General features: G+C 49.3%; 14 protein-coding genes. 12 read left to right on the forward strand and 2 right to left on the reverse strand.

Annotated elements, in window-relative coordinates:
* From K331_RS0116580 to K331_RS0116625, 10 genes are all read left to right on the forward strand, one after another.
* A complete protein-coding gene (locus tag K331_RS0116580; protein WP_028591158.1) occupies positions 1-987 on the forward strand; it encodes a Gfo/Idh/MocA family protein in 987 nt (328 codons plus the stop codon).
* Between the two features lie 89 nt (positions 988-1,076).
* Positions 1,077-1,562, forward strand: a complete 486-nt coding sequence (locus tag K331_RS0116585) for an NTF2 fold immunity protein (RefSeq protein WP_028591159.1) — start codon at positions 1,077-1,079, stop codon at positions 1,560-1,562.
* Positions 1,563-1,833: 271 nt separating this feature from the next.
* Positions 1,834-2,793: an ABC transporter permease gene (locus K331_RS0116590; RefSeq protein WP_028591160.1), complete on the forward strand. Its 960-nt coding sequence runs from the start codon at positions 1,834-1,836 to the stop codon at positions 2,791-2,793.
* Positions 2,793-3,662: a carbohydrate ABC transporter permease gene (locus K331_RS0116595; RefSeq protein WP_028591161.1), complete on the forward strand. Its 870-nt coding sequence runs from the start codon at positions 2,793-2,795 to the stop codon at positions 3,660-3,662. Before K331_RS0116590 ends, K331_RS0116595 begins: the two co-directional genes overlap by 1 nt.
* Positions 3,663-3,687: 25 nt before the next feature.
* Entirely contained in the window at positions 3,688-5,226 is a 1,539-nt protein-coding gene (locus K331_RS0116600) for an extracellular solute-binding protein (protein ID WP_051289874.1), read from the forward strand.
* Positions 5,227-5,416: 190 nt separating this feature from the next.
* A complete protein-coding gene (locus K331_RS0116605) occupies positions 5,417-7,723 on the forward strand; it encodes an AraC family transcriptional regulator (protein WP_028591163.1) in 2,307 nt (768 codons plus the stop codon).
* A 36-nt stretch (positions 7,724-7,759) separates the two neighbouring features.
* A complete protein-coding gene (locus K331_RS0116610; RefSeq protein ID WP_036635129.1) occupies positions 7,760-9,847 on the forward strand; it encodes a glycoside hydrolase family 65 in 2,088 nt (695 codons plus the stop codon).
* Positions 9,848-9,938: 91 nt separating this feature from the next.
* Complete coding sequence (locus tag K331_RS0116615; RefSeq protein WP_028591165.1) at positions 9,939-11,084, forward strand: glycoside hydrolase family 88/105 protein; 1,146 nt, start codon at positions 9,939-9,941, stop codon at positions 11,082-11,084.
* Complete coding sequence (locus K331_RS0116620; protein ID WP_028591166.1) at positions 11,081-13,813, forward strand: glycosyl hydrolase family 95 catalytic domain-containing protein; 2,733 nt, start codon at positions 11,081-11,083, stop codon at positions 13,811-13,813. The genes K331_RS0116615 and K331_RS0116620 overlap by 4 nt, the downstream gene beginning before the upstream one ends.
* Before the next feature lie 317 nt (positions 13,814-14,130).
* Positions 14,131-14,799, forward strand: coding sequence for a Type 1 glutamine amidotransferase-like domain-containing protein (locus K331_RS0116625; protein WP_028591167.1), 669 nt, complete (start codon positions 14,131-14,133; stop codon positions 14,797-14,799).
* A gap of 28 nt (positions 14,800-14,827) precedes the next feature.
* Here K331_RS0116625 and K331_RS0116630 read toward each other — a convergent pair whose 3' ends face one another.
* Positions 14,828-15,307, reverse strand: a complete 480-nt coding sequence (locus tag K331_RS0116630) for a GNAT family N-acetyltransferase (RefSeq protein ID WP_028591168.1) — start codon at positions 15,305-15,307, stop codon at positions 14,828-14,830.
* A gap of 139 nt (positions 15,308-15,446) precedes the next feature.
* Positions 15,447-15,788 carry a winged helix-turn-helix transcriptional regulator gene (locus tag K331_RS0116635; RefSeq protein ID WP_028591169.1) on the reverse strand — a complete coding sequence of 114 codons (342 nt, stop codon included), beginning with the start codon at positions 15,786-15,788 and terminating at the stop codon, positions 15,447-15,449.
* Positions 15,789-16,140: 352 nt separating this feature from the next.
* Here K331_RS0116635 and K331_RS0116640 point away from each other — a divergent pair, with 352 nt between their 5' ends.
* Both K331_RS0116640 and K331_RS0116645 read left to right on the forward strand, forming a co-directional pair.
* The gene (locus K331_RS0116640; RefSeq protein WP_028591170.1) at positions 16,141-16,947 is read left to right on the forward strand and encodes a carbonic anhydrase family protein; all 807 of its coding nucleotides are present in this window, start codon (positions 16,141-16,143) and stop codon (positions 16,945-16,947) included.
* Between the two features lie 548 nt (positions 16,948-17,495).
* Entirely contained in the window at positions 17,496-17,903 is a 408-nt protein-coding gene (locus K331_RS0116645) for a MarR family winged helix-turn-helix transcriptional regulator (RefSeq protein WP_028591171.1), read from the forward strand.
* Positions 17,904-17,969: the final 66 nt, after the last annotated feature.

Raw genomic sequence — 17,969 nt, forward strand, 5'->3', positions numbered from 1 at the left:
ATGAAACTGGGCATTGTTGGAGCAGGTATGATCGTGGCGGATCTGTTGAGCTTTATCCGTGAGATTCCTGCCATTACCCTGGCTGCAATCAGTTCAAGACCGAGCCATGAAGAGAAGCTGCTGATGTGGCAGCAGACCTATGGTATTGAAACGATTCATCTGGATTATCAGGAGATGCTCGCGAATGAAAGCGTGGATACAATCTATATTGGCCTCCCGAATCATCTTCATTATGCATACACCAAAGAAGCTCTCCTAAGTGGAAAGCACGTCATATGTGAGAAGCCTTTCACCTCTAATCTTCGTGAATTTATGGAGCTCAAGGAGCTTGCTCAGCAAAAAGGGCTATTGCTGCTGGAGGCCATCAGCAATCAGTATCTGAAGAATTATGCAGCAATGAGGGGGTATCTCCCCAAGCTTGGTGACATCAAGATCGTGGAATGCAACTATTCCCAGTATTCCTCGCGTTATAATGCTTTCAAGGCAGGAGAGGTCCTGCCGGCATTTAATCCCGAGATGTCTGGTGGAGCCCTGATGGATATTAATTTATATAATATTCATCTTGTGGTAGGCTTCTTCGGTAGTCCGCTTAAAGTCGAGTATCTTGCCAATATGGAGAGAGGAATAGACACCTCCGGTATTCTTCTGCTGGATTATGGTCATTTCAAATGTGTATGCATTGGCTCCAAAGACAGCTCCGCTCCGAACGCAATGAACATTCAAGGGAATCAAGGCTATATCCGCATGGCCAGCACAGCTAATGTGATAGACAGCTTCGAATACGTTGCCAACAAGCAGACTCCGGTTCGAGTCGATGTGAAGGACCATTCCCACAGAATGTATGACGAATTCGTTGAATTCGAACGCATTATCCGGGAAGCAGATCTTGCCAAGGCTCAAGAGATGCTGGAGCATAGCCAGAAGGTAATGCAGGTCGTTGAGCTCGCCAAGTCATCTGCTAATCTTGTGTTTGGTGCAGATCGTTAAGCATAGAGATTTGTCCTTGAACAGGTGAGGGTCCACATGAGAAGATATTAGGGACGGCTCACCAATTCATCAACTAAGGATGATTCAAGATGACATTTATGGATTCATGGGAGCAACTCATGGCAGAGCAGGCCCTGGAGCGAGATCGACTTCGAGTGAATCACCTCATCATACAGGTCGAGGACAAGAAGAAAAGCAAGACGAAGGTGCACCAGAGGGACAAGAAGGTTGAGTATGCGTTGGTTAAGCGTGATATAGAGAATGAGCAGCTCATTGGAAGGTTCGAGCTCTATTTTGCGGATATCGACACGTTGATCAAGCAGGACCGGATCAAGGCTGATGTGGCATTCGGTGAGCTGATTGACGAGCATGCGGTTGCGAAGGCCTTATTTCCATATGTAGCGGAGCATTATCCCTATATTTTGGAGGACTCCCCCTTTGCGATTAGCTATAACCCTGTAGCTGAAGCCTGGATTATTGAAGGAACACTTCCTCCTGGCTATATGGGCGGAGTATTCTACATCGCTCTTGCCAAGCATAATGGTCAGCTGCTGATGATGTATGGAACCAGGTAAGCTTACAACAAATATGAGCAAGCTCTGTGGTTAGATAAGAACCTACGGAGCTTGCTTTATTTTGTGTTCATGCTCCAACCCCCGCTATGCCTAGCACCAACCGTTTCGCCAGCGGATGAACCGATCCTACAGACCACCGTGTGTGAAGCGAATTGGCTCATTCCGTGGTCGATTGCATGATTGCAGCCAGAGCCGTAGACCCCTAACATGTGAGCTGAGGAGCTCGCTCGTCAGTCACACCATCATCTGCCAAAGGGGGTCGAAGATCATTATGGCTGAGCTGTCAGATACATCCGTACCGCACCCCGGAGCCACTGTACACTCATCTGTCAAACCAAGCTATCTACGTAATATGAGAAAGCACTGGATGCTCTACGTCATGATCCTGCCCGGTATTTTGTTCTATATTATTTTCAAGTACATTCCACTGGGAGGAAGCATAATCGCATTTCAGAATTTTCAGATTATGAGGGGAATCTGGAGCAGCCCATGGGTGGGGCTGGATAATTTCAAGTTCATTTTCACGTATCAGGATTTCTATCTCGTTCTTCGCAATACGGCGCTTATTGCCCTGTATAAGCTGGTGCTCGGATTCCCTGCACCGATCCTGCTGGCACTGCTGTTCAATGAGGTGAGGAAAATGCTGGCCAAGCGAGCGCTGCAGAGCATATTCTATCTGCCACATTTCCTCTCCTGGGTCGTTGTAGGGGGAATTGTCTTTGAAGTACTCGCATCAGGCGGATTCGTCAACGCTGTGCGCGGCTGGTTCGGCTTTGAGCCGATATTGTATATGCAGCAGGAGCAGTATTTCCGTACAATTGTCGTCTTATCCTCTATATGGAAAGAGGTCGGGTGGGGCACGATCATCTATCTCGCCGCCATTAGCGGCATCGATCCGACGCAATATGAAGCAGCCGTGATGGACGGGGCCAACCGCTGGAAGCAGACGATCTATATTACATTGCCCGCATTGTTCCCGACAATCCTGATCCTGTTCCTGCTGAATATCGGTAATTTCCTGGAGCTCGGATTCGATCAGATCTACAATCTGCTCACACCAATGACCTATTCCGTCGGGGATATTATCGAGACGTATGTATATCGCTCGGGTGTCCTGCAGGGGCAGTATAGCGTAACCACAGCGATCGGACTCTTCCAGTCCGTTATAGGCTTCATACTGCTCTGGATCTTCAATCGTCTGGCCAAAAAAACCGGAGAGGGGTTGTGGTAATGAAGCAGAGTATCGGTGAAAGATGCTTCCAGATCGCCAACTATATCTTTCTGACAGCCGCAGCCCTGACGATGCTCCTGCCCCTGGTTCATCTACTGGCTGTATCGCTCAGCTCTCCAATTGCGGCTGATTCCAAGGAGGTATTCCTGTGGCCGGTCGACTTTACACTAGCCTCCTGGAAGCATATAGCGCAGAGCAGTAGCCTGTGGCAATCCTTCGGCATCACCGTCTTCATTACGGTTGTGGGTACGTTACTTAGCATGCTATTCTCCGTGCTCACGGCATTTCCACTGTCCCGGCGGGAATTCCTTCTGCGTAAGCAGGTGATGCTGGCTATAGTGATTACCATGATCTTCAATGCACCGATGATTCCATTCTTCCTGACGGTAAGAGAGCTCGGAATGATGAATTCGATATGGGCCTTGATCATACCCGGGGTGATAGGGACCTTCAACATGGTCATTCTCAGAACCTTCTTCATGAGTCTGCCGAAGGAGCTTGATGATACCGCCCGGATCGACGGCTGTCATGATTTCCGAATTCTGTTCCAGATTTATCTGCCACTCTCCAAGCCAGTGCTGGCTACGGTCAGCCTGTTCTATGCTGTAGGGTACTGGAATACCTTCCAGCGCGCCGTGCTATTTCTCCGTGATCCCGGCCTGTGGCCACTACAAATGAAGCTCCGCGGCTATCTGACCAGTCCGGAGGAGCTTGCGCAGGTGAACATGTTCTTGGGAGATTACGACTTCAATACAACAACGTTAAAAGCAGCCACGATTCTTTTTGCAAGCGTTCCCATTATTTTGGTGTATCCTTATTTACAGAAGTATTTTGTGAAGGGCTCGCTGCTTGGCTCGCTGAAGGAATAACACAAGCCTAGAGGAGGATGATGGAATGAGAAGACCACTGACTCGAAGATTGCTGCCTTTCATGCTCAGCATATCTGTACTGCTAGTAGCTGGTTGTGGCGCAGGTAATACGGATGCTGGCAGTCAGGAGGGGGGAGACGGTACCGGCAATGCTGGTGCTGTCAAAGTGAAGGTATTCAAGAGCCATATGGGTATCGGTAGCATCCCGAAGGCAGATAATCCACACGTGAAGTACGTAGCGGAACAGACCGGGATTCAATATGAGCTGGTCACCACTCCGCCGGGCTCTGAGCCATCGGAATACTTGAATCTGATGATTGCATCAGATGACCTGCCCGACATTCTGCGCCCGATTGGAGGCGTCGAGCAGACGCTGATTCAGCAGGGAGGGGCACTGCCTCTGGATGAGCTACTTCCAGAATATGCGCCACATGTCTGGGAGAGCATCCCCCAGGAAGCGTGGGACATTGTCCGCTCGGCTTCCCCGGATGGCAAAATCTATTATGTTCCCAAGGTGTTCCTGATCCCGGAGCGTGCACCTCTGATCCGCAAGGATTGGCTTGAAAAGGTGGGGATGGAGATGCCGAAGACGACGGATGAGTATGTCGAGCTGCTCAAAGCCTTCCGTGATCAAGACCCGAATGGCAACGGCAAGGCTGATGAATTACCTACAAGCGGGCGGGAATTCGGGCGATGGATGGACCATCTGTTCGCGATGTACGGTGTGGCTATGTGGGAGGGATATCCCGAGTGGGATATCTATGATGGGAAAATCCAGTATGCTGGAACAACCGACAATATGCGAGAGGCCATCAAGTTCATTCGGATGCTGTATGAAGAGAAGCTGCTGGACAACGAGACATTCCTGAACAAGGGTGAAGTCTGGCAGGCCAAAATCAACAACAACCTTGTAGGCAGCTGGTATCATCTTCCGGCGAATGTGCGCGATCGGTACAATGCCATGCTGACGCAGGCCCCGGATGCGTATATTGCGGCAATGCCACTGCCCTCTGCGCCAGGCTTTGAAGCATTCGTCACTCAGAAGAGCATGGGTGAGCCTGAATGGATGATCCCGGCCGCCAAGCAGGATAATGCTCCGAACGCTCTGAAGCTACTGGACTTTTTCTACAATCCCGCAAATGATGAATTCACACGCTTCGGGCTGGAAGGAGAGCAGCATATCGTCAAGGACGGAAAGAAGGTCATCCTTCCACCGGCAGATAACAAATCGCTTGTGCTGGGTATGAGAAACCTGACGACAGCCGAAGAGATGGACAGACGGATTGAGGAGACCTATCCCGAGGACCAGCAGCAAATGGTCAAAGACATGTTCGTCGTCAGTACTGCTGACGCGAGGCAGATTGCTGGCGATGGTCTTCCGGCTTCCGTATACGAAGGATACCCGGACATCCAGTCCCATAAGCTGTTCCAGGAGGTGCTTACCAAGATTGTGATTGGGGAGCTCCCACTGGAGGCCTATGATGATTATGTGAGCAAGTGGAAGGCATCCGGTGGCGAGGTAGTAACCCAGAGGGTGCAGGAATGGTATGAGAAAGTGAAATAAGGACCCATTGGAATTAGGCTCACAAGGTAATTACGAGGGGCTACACAGGCTGAGGCAAAGAGCTGAAATGATGGGACCACCGGGGAATGGAAGCACATAGGGAAGCAAATTAGGCAGTAAGGGTGGGTCGTACTGGGCATTCTCGCACTGTATAATGACAGTATATTGCACATAAAGGTGGGAGATAACGGTGACCCTTTCCTTTTTGAAGTGGCTGAAATTCAATTTCACCAATACTCAGACCCGGCTGCTGCTGATTCTGACCATTGCCGTCTTTATGATCATCATTGCAGTGGGCATGTCGACGTATTATTCCTCGAAGGCCGTATTACAGCAGGAGCTCAGTGAGCCTCAGCACCAGATGCTGCGTATCAGCATGAATGATATTGATGAGGTGATTCGGGAAAGTGATCAGATTGCGGTGAAAATTGCACTGAACAGCAATGTGTACGAATTTCTCACGAGCGAAGCGCAAGGCTCTTATCGTAATATCACAGAGCTACTGCAGTTTTTGGAAGCTGTAGTGAGTAGCACATCTTATATTAAGAGCGCTTACATTTATGATGTGGAACGGGAGAGCATGGTTGCTTTTCCCCAAGGCTATAGCTCTAGCAAGTCCAATTTTCCGGATTCGGAATGGGTGGGAGTGGCTGCAGAGCTTCAGGACCGACCTATGCTGGTCAAGCAGCGCGAGATTGCCGTTACTTCGGGTGAATCTGTAACACAGGTTACACTCTATCGGAAAATTATGCTGGCAGGTCAGATGAAGGGCCTGATCGCTGTGAACTTCAAGACGGACCAGATGTTCGGGCATATGCTGCTCTCTTCCATATCCCATCTGGATAGTCATCGCTTCATTCTGGATACGAATGGCCAGCCGCTATATCATATCGGCAGCTATGATGTCGGGGAGGCGGTGGTAGCCCAGATTCTTGCACAGCTGGAGGGCGAACAGATCGGCGAATTCAAGCATGAAGGCCGAATTCTGCTGGCCTCACAGACTCTGTCACCCTACACGGGCTGGCGTTATCTATCATTGGTCTCACAGGATAGCCTGCTGGCGAATACCCGGAAGATTCGTGATACTGTGCTTGTGGTATCCTTGCTGGCTCTGGCGGCAGGAGCAGGGGCGATTGCCTTCTATAATGCCTCTGCCTTCAAGCCTGTGCGAAGAATGAGGCAGCTGCTTAGCGGTTATGACCAGGAACGAATCAGTCCAGAGCTGATTGATCTGGAGAAAATAACGAGTCAGCTTCTTACGGACCATGCTCAGCAAGCGATCAATCTTCGCCAGACACTGCCGGAGGCATCGGCCAAATTTCTGACAGACATCTATGCAGGCAATATGGCGGGCAGCCGGGAGATCGGCGAGAAATGGGAGCGCTACTTCGGGGACTGGTGTGATCGTCCCTTGGCGATTGCCATGTTATCCATTGATGACTATCAGACCTGGTGCGAGCAATTCAGCAAATCAGACCACTCGCTGCTGAAGTTCGCCATTGGCAATATTGTGGCCGAGTTACTGTCTGGCCAGTGGCGTGCGCTATCCGCCGATCTGGGGCGGGATCGAATGCTGGTCATGCTACAGCCGATGGTTCACAGCAAGGGAGCGGATGCAGCCACAGCTATTGGAGAAGCCCTCTCGATGATACCGCGGCTGCTCAAATTCCAGATCTCGGCTGGTGTCAGCCAATACCACGCAGGCTTCATGCAGCTCCAGCAAGCCATGCAGGAAGCAGAGAGCGCGCTTGGATATCGACTGTATCGTGGATATGCGAGCGCTATCTCTTATGAGCAAGTAACCAGCGTGCAAGGCTCTGATGTGACCATTCAGGAGCATGAGAATATAAGCAAGCTTACGGAGGCCATTCAAGCCGGTAGTGTGGAGGAGGCGCTGAAAGTGCTGGACAGAATGATCAATCGCATGCGGAGCGAGCAATGGCCTCCTTCCTCGGCACTGCACGGTCTTGAGACCATGGCAACCAAGCTGGAACGAATGGGGATGACCCGTGAAGTGGAAGGCTGTGGCATGGATATTTCCAGGCTTCGGACGATGCATTTGGATGCAGCTTGGGTGCTACTCCGTCAGCAAGTAGAGGTGATAGCCGAGGACTTCGCCAGCTTGCTGCTGCGTAAGGATTTCATCGTGTGCCAGCAGATGGTTGCTTTCATGAGCGAACATTTGGAGGACCCGATCGGCATTCAGGAGATTGCTGAGCATGCTGGCATCAGCACGAGTCTGGCCAGTCAACTGTTCAGGCAGGAAATGAACGATACGATTCATGGATATTTCACCAAGCTGCGGATGGAGCGTGCAGGAGAGCTCTTGCTGCATACGGATTATCGAATTTCCGAGATCGCCTCTATGGTCGGCTATCAGCATGAGAACAGCTTTATTCGTGTGTATCGCAAATACAAGGACATTACGCCGGGCAAATACAGGGAAATGATGCGCAGCCGCAGTGATGCACTGCCGGAAGCAGGAGGTCCTGCTTGACTTCGGCTCGGCGTGATCAAGGAGGGAAGCCAATCCATGAAGCACAAATCCAACGATCGCAAACCAATCGATCGCAATACAGTTGTGACGAGGAATCATCCAATCCTGACTCAGATCGAGCCGAGATCGCCTCTGTCTGTCGGTAATGGGGAGTTCGCTTTCAGCGCGGATTTCACGGGTCTTCAGAGCTATCCCGAGGTCTATGAAGCTCCGCTTGGCACACAATCCAACTGGGGCTGGCACTGTACAGGTGGCCATCAGGTATTTGGAGAGGAAGACATCGAGTATCAATCCTATGAGACTTATGGGCGCAAGGTGTCTTATCCCATGAAGCCAGCAGGCAAGGACGATGCTTATCACTGGCTGCGCCAGAATCCGCATCGTCTTCAGCTTGGACGGTTATCCTTTCGCCTGCTACGGGATGATGGGCAAGTGGCTCAGATCAACGATGTGACTCCTATACGCCAGGAGTTGGAGCTATGGACCGGGATTCTGCATAGTGAGTTCACGGTGCAGGGGACTCAGGTACTGGTGGAGACAGCCTGTGACCCGAAGAGCGATTGCATCGCTATCCGTGTGCGGTCCGAATTAATCCGTCGTGGACGTCTGCAAATATTCCTTGTGTTCCCATCGCCAGACATGACGCACCGAAGCTGGTCTCGATCTGTGTTCCCAGAATGGGACCAGCATCACAGGCACAGAACTGAGCTATCGACCAGCCGAGACCATTCGGCAGTGATTGCGCGTACGCTGGATGACGATAGCTACACCGTGCAATGGATCTGGGATGCTGGTCGTCTGGAACAGACCAATCCTCATGAATTCACCTTGCATCCTGAGGTAGCCAAGGACTCCAAGAGTTGGTGCTGCTCTGTGGCCTTTGCCCCGCGTGAGGCAGAAGCGAAGCCAGCTGAGGCTGTACTTCATGCAAGCGCGGCCCACTGGCAAGCCTTCTGGATTAATGGAGCAGCCATCGACTTATCGGGCAGTATGGATGCACGAGCTGCTGAGTTGGAGCGCAGGGTGGTGTTGTCCCAGTTCCTGTGTGCCGTGCACAGTGGCGGTTCTATGCCTCCACAAGAGACGGGCTACATGTACAATAGCTGGTTCGGGAAGATGCACCTGGAGATGCACTGGTGGCATGCAGCGCATTTTCCGTTATGGGGTCGTGCCGACTTGCTGCGGCGCAGTATGGATTGGTATCTGAGTATTCTTCCTAATGCACGTGAACTGGCTCACTCTCAAGGATATACAGGAGCACGTTGGCCCAAGATGGTCGCGTATGATGGGCGTCAGACCCCTTCACCAGTAGCCCCTGGACTGATCTGGCAGCAGCCTCATCCCATGGCTTTGGCCGAGATGTGTTACCAGGCTCAGCCAGAACGTTCCATGCTGGAGCAATATAGGGAGCTTGTTTTTGAAGCGGCTGATTTCATGGTATCCTACGCGCATTGGGATCAAGAGCGGGAAGCTTATGTGCTCGGTCCCCCGCTAATACCGGCGCAGGAGAATCATGCCATGGATGAGAGTCTCAATCCGCCATATGAGCTGGAATACTGGAAATATGGGCTGGAGATCGCGGTTCGGTGGGCGGAGCGATTAGGGGAGCAGCCCAATCCCGCTTGGTCAATTGTAGCCTCACAAATGGCGAGACCTCCACAAGCGAATGGCGTCTATCTGGCACATGAGCACTGCCCGAATACATTTACGGAGAAGAATCATGACCATCCTTCGATGGTTGGGGCGCTTGGACTGCTGCCGGGGACGTTAATTGATACGCAAATCATGAGAAATACGCTACTCAAGGTCAAAGCATGCTGGGACTGGGAATCGGCCTGGGGATGGGATTTTCCGATGTGTGCGATGACCGCAGCCCGGTTGGGTGAGCCAGAACTTGCATTGGACTTTCTGCTGATGGATGCGACGAAGAATACCTACCTGCCTAACGGTCACAACTACCAGCGTCCAGGCTTGTGGGCGTATTTGCCTGGAAATGGTGGGTTACTAACGGCCATCGCTATGATGGCTGCGGGGTGGGCAGGAACCGAAGGGCGCAGCAATCCAGGGTTCCCACAGGATGGAAGCTGGTCTATCGAGTGGGAGGGACTCAGCCCCTTGCTCTGATCTGCATCGAGCGACGTTGCTGCTGCTTACATGTAACCGTGCTGCATCATTCCAATCTAAAGGGAAGTTATCACATAGGGGAGGTTCCAAAATGACCGAGACTATACCCAAGACACAAGGGCAGAAGGGAAGAATGTCCGTTGAAATTGCCGATACTCTGCTCTCCGAGTGTAAGAGCGGGAATCATCCGAAGCTTGCTGGCAAGTGGGGTTATGTAGCCGGGATGACACTGATGGCACTCCAACGTGCTGCTGTATGGAACAGGGAGCCGAGATATGCTGAGTTGGTTCAGCGTCATATTGATGATCTGATTGAGAGCGACGGAACCATCCGCACCTATCGGCTGGAGGATTACAATCTGGATATGATTAATGAGGGTAAAAATCTATTCGCTGAGTGGCAGCGTACTGGCGAAGAGAAGTACCGCATAGCAATACAGCATCTCGTTACCCAGCTCAAGGGGCAGCCGCGAACCAGCGAAGGTGGGTTCTGGCACAAGAAAATTTACCCGTTCCAAATGTGGCTGGACGGAGTGTATATGTCTTCACCGTTTCTTGCGGAATATGCAAGTGTCTTTGGGCATGAGGATAGCTTCCATGAGGTGGCACGGCAGATTCTGCTCATTGAGCAGAAGACTCGCAACCCACGGACTGGCTTGCTGCATCACGCCTGGGATGAGAGTAGAGAACAGCGCTGGTGCGATACGCACACGGGGCAATCCTTTCATGTCTGGGGCCGGGCTATGGGCTGGTATGCGATGGCTGTGGTCGATGCACTGGAGCATTTCCCCATTGATCATCCACAGCGTGGGCAGATCATGGGAATTTTAGAACGGATGTCCTACGCCATCGCGCACGCCCAAGATCAGGAAAGTGGGCTGTGGTATCAGGTTATGGACCAGAACGGCAGGGAGGGCAACTATCTGGAGGCATCTGCATCATGTATGCTGACCTATGCACTGGCTAAGGGGCTACGACTGCATTATCTGGCTGAGCTGGATCCCAATGTCGTTGAACGAGCATACGCAGGTATTCTGAGGCACCTTGTTACGGAGGATGACAAAGGAGTGCACCTGCATCGTATTTGTCATGGTGCTGGACTTGGAGGCAGGAAGTACCGCGACGGCTCTTATGCCTATTATATTAGTGAAGAGATTGTCAGTGATGCCCAGATGGGTGTGGCTCCGTTCCTGCTGGCCAGCATCGAGATGGAGAAGCTCGGAGCAGAGGGAGCATGAGATTCGAGCACGAGCAGATCCAACAGAGCAAACGGGCTGAACAGGTTGAGCACAGAGGACAGCTTCAAGCTGCTGTGCAAACGGAGGCGAACAGAGGGAATAAGGAGCATAACATCAGACCAGACAAAAATCGGCTACGATTGAGATATCCCGCTTCCTGGTGGAAGGGAATGTGGCGGGAGGCGCTACCTTCTGGTAACGGTATCCTTGGTGCTTCCGTGCAGGGAGGAATACAGGAGGAGACGGTGCTGCTGCAGAACAGCGAGCTGTGGCACTGGGGCCGTAAGGAGAAGCTTCCTGACGTCAGCCATACTTTGTCTGAGACCCGCAAGCTGATGGACGAGGGGCGATATCAAGAGGCTAGCTGGCATCTAACCCGAGTCTTGCAGGAGAAGGGCTATGCTTCCAAGCTGGCCTCGCGCTGCCCACTTGCGCTATTAAGCGTATCCATGTCCTGTGAGAATGCCTTTCGTCAATACCGCCGTGAGCTGGATATGGATACGGGTGAGGTTCAGGTTCGCTGGCAGGATGGGAAGCGTAGCTATTCAAGGACGCTATTTGTCTCAAGGGCAGATGATTGTGTTGTCTTCAAGCTGGATCATTGGGCCTTGGAGAAGAAGGAGACTGTCCGAACCGTAGAAATGGAGGATCAACTGCAAGTTCAAGGTCAACCTACAGTACGGCCTACAGTGCAAGCTGCAGGGCAAGCATGGCTTAAGGGATCTATAGGACTAGGCTTTCCCCCGGGGGATCGTGCAAGGGACGACGAGGAATTTGAGACACTAAAGTCATCTGTGACCGTGCGTGAGGATGGGGATTATCTGCTGTATGGTGCCCGTAACGACAATGGACAGGATTTTGGGGCCGTATTGCGTCTGATTCGGATTGAAGCGGACGGCAGTGAAGCAAGTAACACGGACTATACTGCTGAGGATAGCTTAGAGCAGGCCCAGAGTAAGCTGGAACAGATCCGACGAGCTGATGGACTTGAGCCACACCTTCAGGGACGACTACATTTTCGGACGAGTGGCAAGCTGCTCGTTCTGGTTAAAATGTTCGTCACAGGTGAGCGTGAGCGCGAATGGTTGCGACTAAAGCAGGAGCTGGGTGCACTCGATACTGATTATGCTATACTGCTGAGTCGGCATACGGAGCTGCACCAGGCACTGTTCCACTCAGCCGAGCTCGAACTGGATGATGTAGCAGATGATGAACGCTACAATGAAGAATTGCTGCTTGAAGCATACGAAGGCGAGGCACCTGCGGGCCTTGTCCGCAAGCAGTGGGCCTATGGTCGGTACCTGTTCATTAGCGGCGTATCCGAGCATGGAAGCCTGCCCTTCGGATTATATGGCTTATGGGGTGGAGATTACCGGCTGATCTGGGGTCATCATATGGCCAATGAGAACGTGCAAATGATGTATTGGCACACACATGTTGGGGGCCTCACTCGGCTGAATCAGTCCTTATTTCGTTATTACAATGGACTGTTGGAGGACTTTCGGGACAATGCCCGCAAGCTCTATGGCTGTAAAGGAATTTATGTACCGGCTGGAACAACGCCGGGGCAGGGTGCTCCGAATCAGATTGTCCCGGTCATCATGAACTGGACAGGGGCAGCTGGCTGGTTGGCCAGACATTACTATGAGCATTTTCAATATAGCGGAGATATGGATTTCCTGCTGGAGCAGGCGTTGCCTTTTATGAAGGAGGCTCTGCAGTTCTATGAGGATTTTCTAGTGCTGGATGCGGGAGGGGAATATGTCATTTACCCGTCTGTCTCTCCCGAGAATACCCCCGACAACTTTATGCCCAAGGACGGGAAGCCGCTAGCACATCCTATGCCTACGGCGATCAATGCGACAATGGACGTGGCCATTATTAAGGAGCTACTGCAGCATGTCATCGAAGCCTGCCGCATTGCGTGCGTCGATCTGGGTGAGATTCCGAAGTGGGAGGCCATGCTGGAGCGCTTACCACCTTACATGTTGAACGAGGAGGGGGCCGTAAAGGAATGGCTGCATCCGGATTTTGAGGATCGACAGCATCATCGCCATTTATCGCATCTGTATCCAGTGTTTCCGGGTCAGGAAATCTGTCGCGAGGAGCAGCCGGAGCTCTTCCAGGCCTTTGAAGCAGCGGTACATCAGCGTCAGCTAGGTGCCCAGAGTGGCTGGTCGCTTGCCCATATGTCATCCATCTATGCCCGACTTGGTGACGGAGAGCAGGCACTGGAGTGTCTGGATGTCCTTGCCCGCTCATGTCTGCTGCCTAACGGCTACACCTTGCATAACGATTGGCGCAATATGGGAATATGCATGTCCATGCCCGCCGCACCTGTGCAGTTGGATGCCAATCTGGGCTGGGTTAATGCAGTGCAGGAAATGCTGCTCTATGTGTCATCCCGATGGATCAAGCTGTTGCCCGCCCTTCCGGCGCGATGGAGTCGAGGCTCCATGAGCAACTGGCGCATACCCGGAGGAAGTCTTTCTATCGCTTGGGATCGGACATCAGGAGAGCTTCGGGGTGAGTTAGTCGCCACACGCAATCTTAGAACGAAGCTCCAGCTACCGGACTGGGGGAAGGGATGCGCATTGTATTGTAGAAAGGCTGGTAGTCAGGAAGCTTTTGTGTATGATCACGGTGAGGCTGAAGGGAACAGCACTCATACAATTACTCTTGAATCTGGAGATACACTGCTCTTCAAGCCTGCTCCATTTTTTCAATAGCAGATGTTTTCAGCAGCAGATCTTGTTTAAAGTGATACCACGCCTGTAAGCTCCTACACTATAGCTGTTAACACAAGGTGATAGCAGGTGGAAGTATTATGAATGTACTGTACAAAATAACAGCATCCCCCAGCACAAGCATCGGAGCAGCAGTGGCTTATACCGATGAGTGTGGGAGATGCTTTTTGGGCTAGCTAGCGTGCGAAGCTGTGAGAGCTACCCACGTACGTTTTTTTAATAGGTTTCAATTCCATGTTATGGTAATATAAACGTTAAGAATGGATGAATGTAAATAGTACATATGGAGGTAATTAAGTTTGAAGACTCACTACTATTTCAGTTGGTTTAATGATTTTTTTCCAGAGAAGCTGGTCAAATTGTTGCATGAGGATATAACAGACAGAAAATCGCTTGTTATGATTAGCGCTAATCCGTCTAGTTATGCAGGTGAGCAAATTAACATTGATGATATTTCTGAATGGACATGGTTGAATCAGGCTAACATTATTTTTGATGAATATCATTTCATTGATTACCGCATGCAGAAGGAAGATGCCCAGCGATTCATTCAAAACGCTTCTGTCATTTTTTTATGCGGTGGATATCCTGTTTTGCAGAATGATTTTTTGGCGGAATATGAATTATCGGATGCGATTAAGAACAGTAATGCCGTTATAATGGGTGCCAGCGCCGGCGCGTTAAACATGGCTGCCAAATGGTTAAGCTTGATAAACACTGGCAATGAAGTTGAAACAAGTACTATTTATGATGGTATTGGCTTTGATCATTTTGCCTATGAATCTCATTCAAAACGCGACTACGCTACGTTTGTTCAAGGCTATCTGTTCCCCTTGTCTGAGGAGATTGATGTTTATGCTGCAGAACAGGAGAGCGCTATACGTGTAAAGGACGGCAAAATAGAAATAATGGGTCCTGTATATTTAATTTCCCGCTCAAAGATTCAGAAATTGGTTGAGACGCTCTAATTAGAGTGAGTGGCTGTTCGCTAACACACTAACTTTGAAAAGCTTTTATATACCACGCATCCATAGCAGAGTGTTCAGAACCTGATAGAGGTTCATGTAGTAGTGTAAATCCAAATTTTTCATATAATTTACATGCAGTTTTTAATTCATGGATTGTTTCTAAATAGCACTTTTCATAATGTTTAGAGGCAAATGACAGAGCTGTTTCCATGAGTTTATTGGAAAGTCCTAAACCTTGAACTGTTGGACTTAAGTATAGCTTTTGTAATTCGCATACTTTATCATGTTCGTTAAACGGCGCTATACCAATTCCACCAACAACTTCTCCTTCCATTTCTACTACCCAATAGTTCGCATGTTTTAAATTATTATAATATTGGTGTAGGTCATTAAGTTGAGGGTCAAAATAAGCTGTTCCAGGAATAGCTAATCCAAGTGATTTTAATGAATCTTGTATAATTTCTTTTACTTTTGCATTGTCTTCTTTTGTCATTTCTCGAATAACCATATACGATCTCCTTCAGTCTGTGGTTCGGAATTTCGGTTCGTGATCCGCCGGACAAACGTACACATTTTGCTCGGAGGGTTATTACACCAGTCTACAACTTTATTTTTAAGTCTAATACTCTATTTTCATTCAACAAAATCTATTGAGGTTGATTTTTTACTCCCCACTCGCACAGGTTCTCCAATATTGGCAGTAGCGTCTTCGCTTTATCTGTGAGACTGTACTCTACCTTCGGTGGGACCTGGGGATATTCCTTACGATTCACCAGTCCGTCTGCTTCGAGTTCTTTCAGCTGTGCGCTCAGTGTTCTGTAGGTAATGGCTCCAATTTGCCGCTTGAGGTCATTGAAACGAACAGTTTCGTTCTCGGCCAGCAGATACATAATAACCATCTTCCACTTGCCACCAATCACTGAAATCGTATATCCAAATGGCGTATCCTCAATGTTCTTAACCTTACCTTTATATTCAGCCATACTCATAAGTACACGTCCTTTCGGTTAACCCTCAAAAAAATAATAATGGCAGGCATTAACTCATTCAGTGAAGATCCCTTACTAATATCCTCAAAGAACAAGGGATTGTCAAAGGGAACTCCTGTATGGGTGTGCTCATATCTGCTTCTCTCCTTATAGTTCGTTATCACCTACATCTTACGTGTATATGAACCGCAAAACGTGATCGACAGTACAGAAGCCATCCACGGTATCATGCGAAAATAATGTTCAATAATGGATGGATAACTAAAAATTTCATGTTCTGCATGACATGGATGGTCAATTCAATCCATTACTTATTTTATTATGGAAAGGGTGCTAACAGGTGAATAAGCTTATGTCTGCAATGCTTGGCTGTGGAGCAGCTGCCTTATTATCATTAAGCGGATGCTCCATTGCTGGGAATGAAAATGTATCAAAAGTGACGCCATTACCGAATCATGAGGCTGTATTACATGCTGAAGCAGGGCATACTAATACTAATGTCAAAGCAGCGGATAGTCATCATTTCTCATATACGGATCAAGAGGAATGGCAGATTGTATCCGGTAACCTTCAATCCCCTATTGATATTCTCACTCAGAATGTGATTCCATATCAAGGCTCAGAAATCCAGTGCAACTATGAAAATATAGGTCACTCCGTCGTTAATAATGGGCATAGCATCCAGGTAGAATTGCAGGGCACCGCTGAAATTGATGATCGAACGTATGAGCTGAAGCAGGTTCATTTCCACGCACAGAGCGAGCATACAATCAACGGTCAGCATTTTCCGGTCGAAGGACATTTTGTTCACACAGCACAGGACGGTAGTACGGCGGTCATAGGTGTGATGCTTGTTGAAGGAAGGGAGAATCACAGCTTCCAACAAATTCTTGATGCTGCAAAAGAAGCTACGAAGGGAGCCACCAACATCCCAGTAAAGCAACTGGATTTAAGCCTGCTGCTGCCGAGTAAATTAAGCTATTATCACTACCTAGGCTCGCTCACTACACCTCCGTTAACCGAGCATGTAGAGTGGTATGTCCTGACGGACCCAGTCGAGATCTCGCAGAGACAAATCAATGAATTTAGTCAGTACTACAGTGATAATAATCGCAATACGCAAAGTCTGCAGGGACGTAATGTTTTCATATATGAATAGGGATGCACTTGTTAATTCAACGAACCGATACTATTTCAATAGCGAACTGATTGTCTTGTAACGCATGGTCCTGATTTGTCTTAGCTCAGCCATATTACTGTCAAAGCTCAGTCCAGTGCCAGTCAGACCTCGACCCAAATCCCTCTTGTACCAGTACATCTATCAAATCAGTAGCAGATTTGCGCTGGTCAAGTTGAATCAGATGCAAGCTATTCCATAACGGGAAGTCGCCGTGTTTTTCTGCTGTGATCTTATGGCTGTGATCTTGTGTGTGTAGATGCTGTAGTCCTGCAGCATCTTTTTTTTCGTTATGAAGTCTATAGAACGGAATAGCTTGCTCGTAAATCGATTGAATATGCTCTAGTATCTGACTTGTCTCCCCTCCATTTTACTCCTTAAGCTCAGAGAACTGAACAACAGAAATATGTTGTGTCAGAAGTTCCATATTTTCGAATTTGACTTTCCACACTCACAACTCTATTATCTTATAGTATAAGATTTATTACCTTACAGTATGAGACATTAGTAGAGAAGGTGTTGATTGATCCATGGATTATAGAGCAGCTGCTGTGGAATTATTTGAATGTATCGTCCAATCACGAAAACCAGCACTGGAAGAAGGGGGCCATTTTTCTCGTGGCGAGATGGGGATTTTGATTGCCCTTAGCCAGCAGGATGGCGTTACTTCAGGCTATTTGAGTGAATTTTTGTCTGTCAGTACAGGCCGTATAGCTACGGCGCTGAAAAGCCTTGAAAAAAAAGAAATGATTGTAAGGCGTACAGATGATAGTGACAAACGCAAGGTTATCGTGTTCATTACAGATGCAGGTAAGCAATTTATGCTCGATAAATACAATGAAGGTGTTGCGTGGACCGAGAATGTCCTTCGAAAGCTGGACGAACAGGATGCCAAGGAATTCATTCGACTCATCAAGCTCATTGTCGCCAAAGGCTAGCTAGACCCGTGCGTATTGCAGCGTTCTGCTGTACTTCATAAGACATTACAGATTACTAGATCAAAG

Origin of the sequence: Paenibacillus massiliensis subsp. panacisoli DSM 21345 (assembly GCF_000426545.1) — a bacterium.
Lineage (GTDB): Bacteria > Bacillota > Bacilli > Paenibacillales > Paenibacillaceae > Paenibacillus > Paenibacillus panacisoli.

Coding starts and splice junctions, on each gene's coding strand:
- K331_RS0116620 (WP_028591166.1), top strand. CDS start 11,081: ATGAGATTCGAGCACGAGCAGATCCAACAGAGCAAACGGGCTGAACAG.
- K331_RS0116610 (WP_036635129.1), top strand. CDS start 7,760: ATGAAGCACAAATCCAACGATCGCAAACCAATCGATCGCAATACAGTT.
- K331_RS0116595 (WP_028591161.1), top strand. CDS start 2,793: ATGAAGCAGAGTATCGGTGAAAGATGCTTCCAGATCGCCAACTATATC.
- K331_RS0116640 (WP_028591170.1), top strand. CDS start 16,141: ATGTCTGCAATGCTTGGCTGTGGAGCAGCTGCCTTATTATCATTAAGC.
- K331_RS0116635 (WP_028591169.1), bottom strand. CDS start 15,788: ATGAGTATGGCTGAATATAAAGGTAAGGTTAAGAACATTGAGGATACG.
- K331_RS0116645 (WP_028591171.1), top strand. CDS start 17,496: ATGGATTATAGAGCAGCTGCTGTGGAATTATTTGAATGTATCGTCCAA.
- K331_RS0116600 (WP_051289874.1), top strand. CDS start 3,688: ATGAGAAGACCACTGACTCGAAGATTGCTGCCTTTCATGCTCAGCATA.
- K331_RS0116615 (WP_028591165.1), top strand. CDS start 9,939: ATGACCGAGACTATACCCAAGACACAAGGGCAGAAGGGAAGAATGTCC.
- K331_RS0116580 (WP_028591158.1), top strand. CDS start 1: ATGAAACTGGGCATTGTTGGAGCAGGTATGATCGTGGCGGATCTGTTG.
- K331_RS0116585 (WP_028591159.1), top strand. CDS start 1,077: ATGACATTTATGGATTCATGGGAGCAACTCATGGCAGAGCAGGCCCTG.
- K331_RS0116630 (WP_028591168.1), bottom strand. CDS start 15,307: ATGGTTATTCGAGAAATGACAAAAGAAGACAATGCAAAAGTAAAAGAA.
- K331_RS0116590 (WP_028591160.1), top strand. CDS start 1,834: ATGGCTGAGCTGTCAGATACATCCGTACCGCACCCCGGAGCCACTGTA.